Here is a 14946-nt window from a genome sequence, read left to right on the forward strand (position 1 = left end):
TTTCTTATTGCGATCAAAACGGCCGCCGCCGCCGCCAAAAGAATTTCCTGAAAACTTGCTAATGGTAAACCTCCACGGTTTTGTTTAAATGTATCAGCGTTGGCTAACTATTTATTAGTTAGTCAGCCTTCGGCTGAACTTGCAGACTTCGCAAGAGAGCTCTGCAAACTTCTTGTATTAATATCTGTCGTAATCAAATTCATCACTGCTTCCACGGTCAAGCCCTTGTGTTCAGAGCCATCACGCAAGCGCAATGAAACCGTTCTGCTTTCTGCTTCTTTATCCCCGACAATAATCATGTAAGGAATCTTCTGCAGTTGAGCTTCACGGATTTTATAGTTTAATTTCTCATTTCGGCGATCAAATTCAACGCGAACTTTTGATTCTTTGAGAGAATTCATAAGTTCTTCACAGAATACGTTCACACGGTCTGTAACGTTCAAAATCGCCACTTGAGTTGGACACAACCAAGGCGGCAAATGCCCTGCTGTATGCTCAAGGTAAACACCGATGAATCTCTCCAAAGAACCCAAGATCGCACGGTGAAGCATGATCGGACGGTGTTCTTTGTTATCTTCGCCCGTGTATTTCAAATCAAAGGCTTCTGGCAAGTTCGGGTCTACTTGTAAAGTTCCCAACTGCCAAGGACGGCTCAAAGCATCCACGAACATAATATCCAGCTTCGGCCCGTAGAACGCTCCGTCGCCAGGGTTGATCGTGTATGGCAAATTCAAAGAGGTCAAAGCCTCAGCCAAGGCATTTTCAGCCTTATCCCAGTACTCTTCACTGCCCATACGGTTGTCTGGACGAGTGGATAGATAAATTTTGTAATTGCTCATGCCCAATTTGTCGTAAACTTTATTGAGCAAGTGCATGAACTTCGCAATTTCTTCCTGCAATTGATCCACACGACAGAAAATGTGCGCATCGTCCTGACAGAAAGTACGAACACGAGTCAAACCGTGCATCGCGCCTGATTTTTCATAACGGTGCAAACGACCGAAGTCGGCCATTTTGATTGGCAAATCACGGTATGAATACTTATCCGAGTTGAACAGCAAACAGTGCGAAGGACAGTTCATCGGCTTCGAAGCAAAATCGCGCTCGTCCACTTTCGTGAAGAACATGTTTTCTTTATAATTCTGGTAGTGACCAGAAGTATGGAACAAGTTCACGTCGAAAATCTGTGGCGTGATAACTTCCTGGTAACCGGTCTCAAAATACAATTCACGCAGGTAAGTTTGCAACGCTGTGTAGACGGTTGCACCCTTCCCGGTAAAGAACGGAGAACCTGGTGCCAGCTCATTAAAATGGAACAAGCCAAGTTCTTTACCCAATTTGCGGTGATCGCGTTTTTTAGCCTCTTCGATATTGTGAAGATACAAATCGAGATCTTTTTTATCGCCGAAAGCAGTTGCGTAGACACGTTGAAGTTGCGCATTTTTCTCATCGCCTCTCCAGTATGCTCCCGCCACGCTCAACAATTTGAATGACTTAATTTGACCGGTTGATTGCACGTGAGGTCCACGACACAAGTCAAACCAGTTTGTTCCATTGAAGTAGATCCCAACAACGGTCTCACCTTTAGCGGCCAAGTCTTGAATCAACTCAACCTTGAAACGTTCATTCATTTTCTGGAACGTCTCAATGGCTTTATTAATTGGCCAGTCTTCACGATGAATCGGAAGATCCTTAGACACGATCTCGGCCATTTTCTTTTCGATTTTTTCGAAATGCTCTTCAGTGAAGGCAAACGGAGAATCGAAGTCGTAATAGAAACCATTTTCAATCACAGGACCGATAGTCACTTTAACTTCCGGCCAAATATCTTGAATAGCTTGAGCCATGATATGAGCACAAGAGTGACGGATCACTTCCAAGGCCTCAGGAGATTTTGTGGTGATCAAGGCTACTTTAGTTTGATCTTTAATTTTGGTGCGAAGATCTGAAATGACATTAGAACCATCAAGCTTAGCGCCCAATGTTTCTTTGGCAAGACGTGGACCGATTGATTGTGCTACTTCTAGCGCTGTCGGTTCGTGATCAAAAACCTTCGTAGAGTTGTCCGGCAAAATAATTGTAACTTGTGACATTAGCTGGTCTTCACTCCGACTTCGCCGGAGTAGGTAGAGTGATCGCGGAGTTGCGATAACTAGTTGATTGTGATGAAAGAATAAGCAAATTTTGCATCACATTATTTGTAATCCCCCACCGTCAGAGGGTCAAGCAGAGACCGCAAGAAATTGCACACCAATAATCTGCTGTCCGGTAACGGATGCTGCTATCCAGCGGACTTGAGACTCAACCGAGACCCACTTTCCACACTGGTCCTGATACATCAAGCTCACGAAGTCTTTCACGCGGACCAAACCTTGGGTGACCTCGATTTGAGCTCCACCTTGAGAAAAGTCAGTCATGGAGCCCTCACGAAGAAACTGGACCCCACCGCCTGTTGGCGACTGCTCGGCGACCATGGACTTCTTCAACATAACCGGTGATTGAACCGGTTGACGTTCAGACTTACGACTTTTCATCCCTTGGCCATTAAGGCATCGAGTCACAATTCCGGTGATTGCTGCACCCTCTGACTCTCTCAAAAAAAGCACCGTCGAGGATCCTAAACCTAATTGATAAACTGAGTTTTCAATAGTTTGCGCAATAAAAATAAAGGACATCTTAACTTTCAACTGTGTCCAACTGATGAAGGCTTGTACAGTGCGCGGACTAAGAAAATCAGAGCGTACGATCACGCAGATCTCTCCTTGTTGATTATTAATAAGTTGCTTTAACTTCTCAGGCGATTGAACCCAACGCCATCTGACTCCCCTAAGTTGAGTCAGATAGTTCGGGAGCGTTTGGCTCGAACTGAGATAAATGATGTCTCGAATTGGTTCTTGCATCCTACAAAGGTTTACTGCAAGGAAGACGCCCGCGCTTCATCTCCAATAGATTTCAAATCATCACAAATAACCGTCAAGCCCGTGGACACCTGAATAGAAAGCTTTAAACAACATTGTCAAATTACTGATTTACCAGAGCAATTCCACATATAACTATCAAGACACAAATATTATTCACAAAGGAGAATTTATGAAGTTCATGATCGCAGCTCTTACGACATCCCTTTTCTGCACTTTGGCGTTTGCACAATATGACACTGAAAAAATGCAGCAACAGGCCACAGAAGCGGCCGACAAAATGGACAAATCCAATAAAGAAGCTTCGGACAAAATGAAGATGGAGCAGGAAAAGGCCAATGCAGAAAAAAAGAAACACGCCAAGAAAGCCAAAAAAGACATCAAAGAAACCAGCAAGAAGGCTGAAGAAGAAATAGATGAAATGTCTAAGTAGCCTCCTCCCCTTAAAGCACTTGAAGCAAAACCTTCAAGTGCTTTACATCGCAACCTTCCCTACCGACACTGATCTGCAACTCGACGAAGCTCAGAAAGTTCATCACACTCGAAGCGCGAAAGCCTAGAACAGACATAATCAATACAGCTGATATCCAAAAGACCGCGACACATTCCCGTGACCGTAAAGAGCTCGACCTTTTCATCACACTCAAAACGACTCACCCGATTGCAGATTGCATTCACACAGTTCGCATTCACATTTCGGCAATTTCGAGAGACCTCAGCCAGCTCACTTTGTTCATCGCAGTCAAAACGACTGACATGATTGCAGACAGCTTCGATGCAACCCTTTGGAAAACCACCTGAAGGCGGACAATTTCCCGGTGGATATGGAGGGTGTGGCGGATTCTGATCCGGCGGATTCCCTGGATAAGGATTGTTGGGGTCATCCGGCAATGGTTGCGGCCCTTGCCCCGCCATAATGGCTTTGAAGACTTGAATTTTGTCAAAATCAGCGACCAACTTTTTAATTTTAGCCGCATCCGCTGCATAGCTCATCGACGCCAAACAAAGAACCAAAACCCCCAGCAAATACCTGCTTCCAATCTTCATGAAGCCTCCAGTGCCACCAGTCTCCTCGATCCCCGGCAACTCCCACAAGAAAAGCCCTCTCCCGATTTCAAAAAACAATTTTGGGGGTACGCCGTACCTTTTTGCCATGCGGGGCATCGCAAAAAGGTACGGCGTACCCCCAAGCCCTCAAATAAAAAAAGCCATCCTTTTGGGATGGCTTTTTTTTGCTAATTCGAAGTTTTGACTGAATTAGTATGCTACGTGATGGCTCAATGCCTCGTGCATGCGTGGGTCTTTCAGAGGTACCAGGCTGTGTTTGCTCCAGAAAGAGAACAGGCACAACATGAATAGACCGGCGAAACCTGCGAAGATACCAATTTCCCAGAAGCCGAATGTTACTTGGCCGTCGAAGAAGTTTGGATATACCAACCAGTAGATGTCTACGTATTGCATAATCAATACAAGAACAGAAACTGCGATCACGTTATTGTCAGAGCGCTTCGCGCCTCTTGGCAACAATGCGATGAAAGGAACTACGAAACGGAAGATCAACAAAGCTGTTGAGATAGACATCCAACCGCCCAAAGATCTCATGATGTAGAACTCAGTTTCCTCTGGCAAATTGGCATACCACATAAGCATGAACTGAGAGAATGCAATGTAAGCCCAGAACACTGTGAAACCCTTAAGGTACTTCACAACGTCATGTTGGTGCTCAACAGTTACATAGCCTTTAACCATGCCAGATCTTTTCATCAAAACGATAACGATCGCCAAGAATGCCAAACCAGCCTGGAACAAACCAGCAAAAGTGTAGATTCCATAGATTGTTGAGTACCAAGTCGGAAGAAGTGACATCAACAAGTCAACACTGAAGAAAGAGAACATCAAAGCGAAGAACACCAAGAACGCGATCGAAGGACCAACGTTTTTATGGGTAAGATTCGCATCGCCATTCTGATCTTGTTTCAAAGAGTTACCAACGATGATCCAACGGAACACCAAGCAACCCACAACGAAAACAAACAAACGAACCAAGAAGAATCCTGTGTTCAAGTATGCTGTTTTCGCAGCGATCACTGGGTTTGCAGCAACTGCAGCCGGATCAGCCCACAAGTAAAGCTTTTTGAAACCCAGAAGCAAAACCAAACCGCCCACAAAAATCCATGGGATGAATGAAGTTGTTGCTTCAGCAAAACGACGAATGGTTACTGACCAACCTGCTTTTGCAGTGTTGTTCAAAGCCACCCAGAAAAGTCCGCTGAGGCCCAAGCAGGAGAAGAAGAAGAAAGCAACTAGATAAGAAGTCCAAAGACGATCTGGATTTTTCATCAAGCCGATAACGAAGGTCAAAAGACCGATCGCTACCAAAGCAAAACTCAAAGTTTTAAGTTTCGCAGGAGCTTCGAATTTAGAGACATGAAGGTTTGCGTGATTATGATCAGCCATACCGATTCCTATTTACCATCACGCTTCTCAAGGAAGCGAATGTAGTTAACAACTTGCCAACGATACTTTTGTGGAATGTGAGAAGCGTAAGGCCCCATCACACCCTGCCCCATTGTGATAACATGGTAAAGGTGTCCATCTGGCCAGCCTTTAACTTTATCAGACAACATTGGAGGTGGCTTCAACGCCATTTTACTTGCCGCCGGAGCATTCGCAGCTACCGCGCCTTCACCCTTGAACCCGTGGCAAACTGCACAGTTTGTCTCGTAGTATTTTTGACCAGTCAGAAGAGTTTCCTCATCCATCTTGCCAGCAATTGGGTTTTTCAAATTCTTTGCAGCACCTTCAACATCTGTCGCATATCTGTAGGGTTCAAAGCCCACAGGCGCTGTGTTTTCAGGCGGAACTCTCATTCCACTGTGGTGTGGAGATGTTTCGTCGTACTCCTGAGCTTTGATCGCCGGAGACTCCATCATATCCTGGATGATTTCAACGTTTGGTTTGTTACCGCTTGGACCACAGCCAGAAAGAGCAAGTGCTGCCAATCCTGCCGCTGCGATACCCATAGAGATATTAACAAGGCTTCTCATTACTAGTACTCCGTCTTCTTAACCGTATTAGCGCCAAGGTCTTTGAACATTTTCTCAATTTTTGCTTCGTCATAACCAACATCATTGTGCGGAATGAAGATCGCAAACTTGTGACAGCTCAAGTCTGGGTCAATAACTGGTGGATCCATACGAGGAATTTTACATGCGTAGAACAAAGCGCCTACAGATGAAAGAGCCGCGAACAAGATCGTCAATTCGAAAATAATAGGAATGAAAGCAGGCAAAGAGAAGAAAGGCTTACCGCCCACGTTCACTGCCCAATCAACCGCTGAAGTCCAATAAGTCAAAGCAAGACCTGCAGTTCCACCGATCAAAGCCGCTACAAAAGTAACGTAAGGGATCCATGAACGTTTGATACCACAAGCTTCTTCCATACCATGAACAGGATAAGCAGAAATAGCTTCGAACTTAGTGAAACCAGCTTCGCGAGTTTTCGCAGCTGCCTTCAAAATTAGTGCTTCGCTATCCCAAATGCCGGCAATACCTTTAGTGTATTGAGCTGCCATTAGTGGTGCCCTCCTTCATTATCATAACCTACGTGCAAAACGGGCTTCACTTCCGCGATAGAAACCGCAGGGAACAAGCGCAAATACAACAAGAACAAAGTCAGGAACATACCGAACGATCCAACAAGAACGCCCGTATCGAACCAAGACCATTGGTACATACCCCAGTTCGCTGGCAAGAAATCTCTGTGCAATGAAGTCACAGTGATAACGAAACGCTCGAACCACATACCGATGTTTACGAAGATAGAAACAACGAACATCACAGGGATTGAACGACGCATTTTCTTGAACCAGAAAATTTGTGGGATCAATACGTTACAAGATACCATCACCCAGTAAGACCAACCGTAAGGACCAAAGGCACGGTTTACGAACACGAAGCGCTCGTAAGGATTGCCTGAGTACCAAGCGATAAAGAACTCTGAAGCGTAGGCGTAACCAACCAACATACCAGTTGTCATGATGATTTTATTCATCACTTCCATATGATCTAGAGTTACGTAGTTTTGGAATTCTTTGAAACCAATACGAACCAAAGTCATCAAAGTCACAACCATCGCGAAACCAGAGAAGATTGCTCCGGCAACGAAGTATGGAGGGAAGATCGTTGTATGCCAACCTGGCAAGTTAGAAACCGCGAAGTCGAACGATACGATCGTATGAACTGAAAGAACTAGCGGAGTTGAAAGACCTGCAAGAAGCAAGTAAAGCATTTCATAGTGACTCCAGTTCTTAGCAGTACCTCTCCAGCCCAATGACAAAGCACCGTATACAGAGCGGCGAATTTTGTTTTTCGCGCGATCTTTAATAGTTGCGAAGTCAGGAACCAAACCGATGTACCAGAACACCATTGAAACAGTCGCGTAAGTTGATACCGCGAAAACGTCCCACAACAATGGAGAACGGAAGTTCACCCACAATGGACCACGCTGATTCGGATACGGGAACAACCAGTAGTCCAACCAAGGACGACCTGTATGAAGCAATGGGAAAAGACCCGCTGTCATAACGGCGAATACCGTCATGGCTTCCGCAGTTCTTGCCACCGATGTTCTCCACTTTTGGCGGAAGAGGAACAAAACGGCAGAGATCAAAGTACCAGCATGGCCGATACCGATCCAGAATACGAAAGTAACGATCATGGTACCCCAGAATACCGGATGAGTAACACCCAGCAAACCGATACCCACACCTACAACTGCACCCAGGATGCAGATGTAGAATAACAACAATGTTTTCGCACCGAGGAACATTGCCACCCAGCTTTTGGATGGGAAACGTTCAAGCGGAGCGCAGATGTCATCAGTAACATCTTTCAGTGTCTTATTTCCAAGAACTAATGGATTGCGCTTAATCATGAGTGTTCACCTTGTTTCGCAGTTCCGTGACCTTCGTGGCCACCAACAGTTTCTTTATCGTTGTTACGGATCTTAGAAAGATAACGTACAGACGGTTTTGCATGCCATTCTTCAAGAAGTGCGTAGCCACGCTCTTCTTTTTTGAAGATTTTCGCAACAGCACTATCCGGATCATTCAAGTCACCGAACACGATACCACCTGCAGGACATGCAGTTTGGCAGGCCGTTTTAACATCGCCGTCTTTCAACTGGCGTTTTTCGTTACGAGCCGCTGTCTTAGCATCCTGGATCTTATGAACGCAGAATGTACACTTCTCCATCACCCCGCGAACGCGAACGCCCACTGAAGGATTCAAAGCCATGTGCATAGGTTTTTCGATCAACTTGGCATAATTGAACCAGTTGAAACGACGTACTTTGTACGGGCAGTTATTCGCGCAGTAACGAGTACCCACGCAACGGTTGTAAACCATGTCATTGAGACCTTCATCAGAGTGAACAGTCGCAAGAACCGGACAAACAGTCTCACATGGAGCATTGTCACAGTGTTGACACATAACTGGTTGGAAAACCGCTTGAGCATCCGCTGCATCACCCGTGTAGTAACGGTCGATACGCAACCAGTGCATAATACGACCTTCAAGAACATACTTCTTACCAACAACTGGAATGTTGTTTTCAGATTGGCAGGCTACGACGCAAGAAGAACAGCCTGTGCATGAGTGAAGATCAACAGCCATACCCCATTTGTGACCAGAGTATTGGTGGCCTGACCAGATTGACCAAGTTTCGTGCTGTTTAATTCCAGCACTTGCCTTCTTATTGTAGTCCTTCAAAGTAGCTTCCGCTACGATTTGACGGCCTTCCATAGAGAAGTGACCAGAAGTCGTTGCCAATGGATGAGATTTAGAAAGCTTAGTGATTGTCGCTGTCGCGCCAGAAGCCACTACTTTTCCGTCTTTAGAAATAGACATCAAAGCAAAAGCATTTTGACCAATGCCATTACCAACTTTACCAACCTTCGTGCGACCGTAGCCAACAGCTACTGCCAACACTTCGTCATGAAGACCTGGTTGAACGTAAACAGGCAATTCCATTTTTTTGTCGCCGACTTGCAACTCAACAACAGAACCTTGTTTCAAGTGAAGCTTTTCAGCAGTTGCCAAAGAAACTGAAACATAGTTGTCCCAAGTGACTTTAGTTACTGGATCTGGAAGTTCATGCAACCAAGGAACGTTCGCCAATGAGCCATCGCCCATTTGAGAAGTTGAGTACAACACCAACTCAAAGCCTTCAGAAGATTTAGCTGGCTTGATCGCTGTGAAAGCATCAACTTTGAATGAACGAGCCGAAGAACCTTTAGAGATTTCCCCAACAAAACCTTTTTGAAGAACTTCTTGCCAGAAATCTTCGAAAGCTTGGCCTTTGCCATGCTTAGGATGGATGTCAGTTTTCCAGAAGACGCGAAGGTAGTCATAGAAAGTCTCATAGTCGCGAAGACGCTGAGGACCTGTTTTCGCCATGAATGCCCAGTTCATCAAAGACAATTGGAATGAACGAGTGTCATACATAGGACGAATCGCAGGTTGGCAAATTGTGTATACACCGTTTGCCAATTCCATATCATTCCAAGACTCAAGGAAATGATTGTCTGGAATCAAATAGTCCGCATGAACGCCCGTCTCATCGATACGGTCGCCAGTGTAAAGGACCATTTTAACTTTTTTAACTGCGTCTGCAAAGCCCAACTCTTTAGGCAATACATAACCAGGATTTACACGGTGGATGATCAAAGTTTTCACTTTACCATCGTTCATGTCCTTGATCAATTGAGCCATGTCCTCGTAAGAACCTTTAAGAGCTGAGTTGCCTCCTTTTGAATCGATAGTTTTGCCATCGTTTTCCAAAACGGAGTTCAACATGTTCACAGCGATTTGCAATTCTTTGGACTTTTCAGTCAAAGTCGCCAAACCACCTGCAACAACAAGTGATTCACCTTTGTTTGACCAAAGATCTGCGGCTACTTTTGCGAACAATTCAGGTTCGATATTCAATTTCTTCGCTACGTCCGCGAATGGAGCCAAAGCCGCTTTTACGCCGGCGTTGCCAGCATGAGAAGAAGCACCTTTCTTCACGATAATTTCATGAAGAAGGCCCATTACAACATCAAGTTGCTGAGAAGGTTTGATTTTAACACGGATATCCGCGTTCGCACCTGTCAGAGAGTAATTAGAATCGAATGACACCAAACGGTTCATGTTCTTAATGTCTTTACGACCTTGAACGAACTGATTAGTGAAAGCAGTTGGGCTGATCCAAGTTCCCAAGAAGTCCGCGTCTACAGACACGATCATTTTAGCTTTATCAAAACGGTAAGCAGGAACTACTTCTTCACCGTAAGAAGCTTTTTGACCAGCTGCTACGTCATCATTTGAAAGAGCATCCCAAACAACATGTTTTGCTTTGAAGCCCTGTGCGAAGTCAGAAACAACCGCACGAGTTGCTGGAGAAGAGATCGCACCAGACAAGATAACAACGTCACCTTTTCCAAGTTGCTCAACTACTTTTTTATCAAGCTCTTCCCATTTCACATCAACCAATTGGCTGTTGCTTTTCTTTTCATTGAACAGATTGCGTTTTGGTGCCTGAGCACGCTCAGGATCATACATATTCAACAAAGAGGCTTGTGAACGAATGTTCAAACCACTCACGCTGAATGGATGCCCAGGGTTTGCTTCAATTTTAACAGGACGTCCTTCGCGAGTCTTAACTAGAACCGCGAGGCCATCATTGCCATCAAAATAAGCTGAAGTGTAGTAGTTCGGAATACCCAAGGTAACTTCCTCAGGCATCTTGTTATATGGAACGATCTTCTGCACAGGACGACGGATACAACCCGCAGTCGCCATAGCCAAAGACGCGCCCATCAATTTCAAGAATTCACGACGTGCAAAACCGTCTTCGCCGTCACCTTCACGCAATGGTGAAGACATGAATTCAGTTTGCGCTTTTTTCGCAAACTCAGGATCGTTGTTCAACTGTTCCAACGTTTCCCAGTATTTTGTGTCATGCTCTACTTTTGGACGAAGAGCCATTTTCATTTCTAATTCGTGATCGTGATGCATTTCAGACATGATACCTTCCGAAACTCTTAGTAGTGACAAGTTGAACAGTTAAGAGGAGCTTTATTTTCAGGTTGACGGTGACAGTTCACACACCAGCCCATAGAGAGATCAGAGAATTGCTCCACACGCTTCATCGTTTCGATTGGTCCGTGACATGTTTGGCAGTTCACGCCTTTCGCGATATGCGCATTGTGATTGAAGTGAACGAAGTCAGGAAGCATGTGAACGCGAACCCACTCAACAGAGCCGCCAGCGTCGTAAGCTTCACGCAATTTTTGAATTCCTGGTTTGTCAGTTGCTACTTGCAAGTGACAGTTCATGCACGTTGATAGTGCTGGAATATTCGAGTGTTTAGATCTCTCCACTTGATTGTGGCAATACTGACACTGAATCTTGTTCGTTCCTACGTGCAATTGATGATCAAACGCAATTGGCTGCTCTGGAGCATACCCTTTGTTATAACCAATGCCCGGTTGAAACTTACAACCAGTAAGAAGTGTTGTAACCATAAGTGCGCTAAAAAAGGCAATCGCACTCGCCGCCGTACATTTAAATACCCGATGCATAATCATCCCTTTGCCAAACCTTCGCTGCCGCAACTTATGTTTTCAAACTTTCGCAAAAAAACACTTGTTACTTCTGAGGCCAACAATGCTGTCCTATTTTTAATTTGCCTTATTTAAAGACCAAAAAGTCCAGTTGTCCATATTCTTTTTGCAAACCTATTGAAAAAGCCCGCGAAAACACAAGGGACTCCGCGGACTTCGCTCAAAAAGTATGCATGCTGATTCGAGCAGAATCAGACTTTTTTAGTTCGGCCTTGGCGAACTATCGCCACATAAACCACCATCAAAAGATGTACTGCCACAAAAGCAGACACATACTCGACACCACCCGCACCGAAGCCATAAGAATGGAGCCCCGCGCCAAGAACGAAGTTTACGCCGTACCACGCCATAATCACGAGCGAAAAGGCCACAATTCCCGTTGCCACCATACCGAAATTTTTAATCATTCCCGCATAGCGAGCGTGAAGAACCGCCAGATACCCAAGAAGTGCAATCAACGCCCAAGTTTCCTTAGGATCCCAGCCCCAGAAACGCCCCCAAGAATAATCGGCCCAAATACCACCCAAAATAATTCCCGGCGCCAAGAACGCGACACCAATTTGCATAGCGCGATAGATCCCCATCACAATCGAACGAATTTGCTCATGATGTTTTTCTTCGCCGCGTAAATAATAGAACAGACCAATGTCCGCCAAACCAAAAGCCAAAAAGAAAGCTGCGTAACTGATAGTGATAGTCATCACATGAATCGTCAGCCAATAGTTACTGCGAAGCACCGGCTCCAATGGAGTCAATGTCGGGTCCAAAACTGCGGGAGCAAAATCTGCAATAACCAAGGCAAATAAGCTCGCCAAAGTCCCCGCAAACAAAATCATTCTAAACTTATAGATCAACTCCAACACGGCCGCGAAGACAATGACACCCCATGAAACCCAAATCACGGTTTCATACATATTTGAAACTGGCGCTCTGTCCATAATATACATGCGCAAGCCAAAACCATAAGTATGGAGAGCAAAACCGATTCCCAAAACAACCCATGCAAACTTCATCAGAGATTCTTTGTTAAGAACCCACACCAACAAGATGGCCGTCGCCGCCAGGAAATAGAAAATATAAGCCCAACGGAACGGATGGAAGTCATTGTAGTGCACTTCTGCTTTGATTTTAGTGTCATGGTCGTAGGCTGCTGGATTTTCTGCGCGCGCTGAAGCCTCAAACTTCAAAACCGCCGCATCCAGCGCCGCACCAGTCTGTTCAAGAGTCGAAGCCGACTCCCCTTTCGCAATAGCACCAATGTTATTGACGAAGGCCTTCGTCAGCTCCAGGAAAAGTTCCTGCTGAGCAGCCGGAAGGTCAGAGACAGAAATCCACGCATTGCCCTCTTTAGGCGGAAGAACTTTCAGCAATCTGCCTGCGGCAATCTCTTGAAAAATAAAGAATTGATTCTCAAGGCGCTGAACCGCTTGATAATAAGGATTGAGTTTCTCTTTTGTTTCACGCTTCGCCTGAAGCTCTTGACGCAAAAGCTGGAAACGATCGCCGGCAAAAAGCTCATCACCAGAGAAATATCTCTGCTCTTTGGAAAGCTTCATCGCATCCAAAATCTGATGATTGCGAACTTCGAAGATTTTCTTGTCTTGCCAAGCCTGCGGAGAAAGCATCCACGTCAAAACGATTTCCGTGGCAGCACGTCCTTCGAATTTGGTTTTGCCATAAATAATTTCCAACATCTCTCGAGAGAAAGAGTCGTAAGGCTTAATACGGCCACCATCTTGCACTGGCAGATACTTAAGAGCATCCCCGGTCTTTGCAAAAGACGATAAAGAAATGAGTGAGGTCAATACGAGAACTAAAAGAGACTTCATTACTTTTTCTCTCCCTTAACATCAGGTTTCACGCCTGCTTTTTTACCAATTTTAAAATCAAGATGCTTAAACCACATCAACAAAATCACACCAAGGGTCATGATCAACGAACCTAAATATTTGATAAAGCGACCCGGGTCCGCGTTCACGGAAAAAATAGAAGCAACCGGCTGCCCATTTTCCTCTTGGAAACTTGCCTGATAGATCGTCAAACCTTTGTATTTCAAAGGCTCATTCATCGAGATTACGTGCTCACCCAACTCAGGAACTTCGACGATGCTTTTATAAGCCATCGCCCGGGTGGTCCCTTGATAGCGATCCACCTCAAAAGATTTAAGTTTCAATGGGAAACCAATATCGATACGGCGGTTGCCATAAGTGAGAAGATAAACACTGTTATTCGTGAAAAGTTTCACCATGTCATTCAAGAGGACCCAATGCTCTTTTCCCTCAAAGGCAATCTTCACGGCTGAAGTCGTCAGAGGCGTCGGCTGCTCTAAGGTTTGCAGATCCCAGTCTTCAACAGCGGAAGGCATAAAACGCAAAACTCGGAACTCCATGGCCATTTTAAATCCAGGATCAAAGACATCGCCCTCTTTCAGGAAGCCTTTTTTGCCGGGCTTGTCAGACTCTTTGTAGAAAACAGCGTAGCGAAGACGCCACTCGTCCTTGGGACCTTTTTCAGGGCTGAGATAGATTTCATTCCTCATGAAACCTTTTTCAGGAATAGGCCCCAGGTGAACCTGCGCTGGACCGAAGTTATGAGTGGCCACAGCATTCGGTTTTCTTTGCACCAACCACTCAATGACATTCACGTTGGGATTTTGGATTTGAAAACGCAACCCTGCACCCGCTTTTCCAGACTCATCCACTACAACTTTACGGGATGGCAAAACATACTTCTTGTAGTCGACAACTTTAATGGAACCTTCGACCGCAGGAATTTCCAAAGGTTTCTGTTCGCTTGGTGGTTTTCTGAAGAAATCCACTTCGCTCTCAAAAGTTTTTGAATAACGGTCCCCATCGAATGACGAATAAACGACTAGATCCGTTTCGGATGTTTGCACAAAGGTGTTGCTGTCACCAATTCCCACGCGCATAGAGCCATCAAGCCCATATTTTGCTGTGATCAAAGCGCCAAGCAAAAGAACCAGAATACCAATATGAGCCAAAACGAAAGACGCATGTCTTTTCTTCCACGGCAAACGATCAATCATGACGCCAATTAGATTGATCGCAAGAAGTCCCATGATCGTATACATCATCCACGTATCGTAAACGAGTTTCTTTGCCGCATAAGCATCGTACTTAGCTTCAATGATTGTCCCGACAGCCGTGATGACCGCAATACAGATAATGATGAAAACCGCGAGCCTTAAAGAAGCCAACGGCTTATTCAATTTTTTTAGCAAAGATTTCTTTTGCGGGCCAGGTGTGGTCAAAGCTGTATCCTCACTGATAGCGTGAACAAATTCGATTCGCTCACTAATGATTTTTACTCACTGCTATCAATAATTTAGATCGCGTCCTC

Annotated in this window: 12 protein-coding genes; 1 reads left to right on the plus strand and 11 read right to left on the minus strand. The window is 45.1% G+C overall.

Features of this window, described 5'->3' with window-relative positions; genetic code table 11:
• Positions 1-122 precede the first annotated feature (122 nt).
• Both thrS and NWE73_RS13640 read right to left on the minus strand, forming a co-directional pair.
• Positions 123-2093, minus strand: a complete 1971-nt coding sequence (gene thrS, locus NWE73_RS13635) for a threonine--tRNA ligase (RefSeq protein WP_277578892.1) — start codon at positions 2091-2093, stop codon at positions 123-125.
• A 129-nt stretch (positions 2094-2222) separates the two neighbouring features.
• Positions 2223-2750, minus strand: coding sequence for a PilZ domain-containing protein (locus NWE73_RS13640; RefSeq protein ID WP_277578893.1), 528 nt, complete (start codon positions 2748-2750; stop codon positions 2223-2225).
• 340 nt (positions 2751-3090) lie between these two features.
• Here NWE73_RS13640 and NWE73_RS13645 point away from each other — a divergent pair, with 340 nt between their 5' ends.
• Positions 3091-3351, plus strand: a complete 261-nt coding sequence (locus NWE73_RS13645; RefSeq protein WP_277578894.1) for a hypothetical protein — start codon at positions 3091-3093, stop codon at positions 3349-3351.
• Between the two features lie 59 nt (positions 3352-3410).
• Here the strand turns inward: NWE73_RS13645 and NWE73_RS13650 are convergent, their stop codons facing one another.
• The 9 genes from NWE73_RS13650 to NWE73_RS13690 all read right to left on the minus strand — a co-directional run bounded on the left by NWE73_RS13650 (position 3411) and on the right by NWE73_RS13690 (position 14857).
• Complete coding sequence (locus NWE73_RS13650; protein ID WP_277578895.1) at positions 3411-3965, minus strand: hypothetical protein; 555 nt, start codon at positions 3963-3965, stop codon at positions 3411-3413.
• A gap of 210 nt (positions 3966-4175) precedes the next feature.
• A complete protein-coding gene (locus NWE73_RS13655) occupies positions 4176-5375 on the minus strand; it encodes a molybdopterin oxidoreductase (RefSeq protein ID WP_277578896.1) in 1200 nt (399 codons plus the stop codon).
• A gap of 8 nt (positions 5376-5383) precedes the next feature.
• Complete coding sequence (locus NWE73_RS13660; protein WP_277578897.1) at positions 5384-5965, minus strand: c-type cytochrome; 582 nt, start codon at positions 5963-5965, stop codon at positions 5384-5386.
• Between the two features lie 2 nt (positions 5966-5967).
• The gene (locus tag NWE73_RS13665) at positions 5968-6492 is read right to left on the minus strand and encodes a DUF3341 domain-containing protein (protein ID WP_277578898.1); all 525 of its coding nucleotides are present in this window, start codon (positions 6490-6492) and stop codon (positions 5968-5970) included.
• Positions 6492-7853: an NrfD/PsrC family molybdoenzyme membrane anchor subunit gene (gene nrfD, locus NWE73_RS13670; protein WP_277578899.1), complete on the minus strand. Its 1362-nt coding sequence runs from the start codon at positions 7851-7853 to the stop codon at positions 6492-6494. The genes NWE73_RS13665 and nrfD overlap by 1 nt, the downstream gene beginning before the upstream one ends.
• Positions 7850-10987 (minus strand): TAT-variant-translocated molybdopterin oxidoreductase, encoded by a 3138-nt coding sequence (locus NWE73_RS13675; protein ID WP_277578900.1) that lies wholly within the window; start codon positions 10985-10987, stop codon positions 7850-7852. The genes nrfD and NWE73_RS13675 overlap by 4 nt, the downstream gene beginning before the upstream one ends.
• A 17-nt stretch (positions 10988-11004) precedes the next feature.
• On the minus strand, positions 11005-11544 hold the full coding sequence (locus NWE73_RS13680) for a cytochrome c3 family protein (protein WP_277578901.1): 540 nt from the start codon (positions 11542-11544) through the stop codon (positions 11005-11007).
• Between the two features lie 233 nt (positions 11545-11777).
• On the minus strand, positions 11778-13415 hold the full coding sequence (locus NWE73_RS13685; protein WP_277578902.1) for a cytochrome c biogenesis protein: 1638 nt from the start codon (positions 13413-13415) through the stop codon (positions 11778-11780).
• A complete protein-coding gene (locus tag NWE73_RS13690; RefSeq protein WP_277578903.1) occupies positions 13415-14857 on the minus strand; it encodes a cytochrome c biogenesis protein ResB in 1443 nt (480 codons plus the stop codon). Before NWE73_RS13690 ends, NWE73_RS13685 begins: the two co-directional genes overlap by 1 nt.
• Between the last annotated feature and the right edge of the window lie 89 nt (positions 14858-14946).

This window comes from Bdellovibrio svalbardensis, from assembly GCF_029531655.1.
GTDB lineage: Bacteria > Bdellovibrionota > Bdellovibrionia > Bdellovibrionales > Bdellovibrionaceae > Bdellovibrio > Bdellovibrio svalbardensis.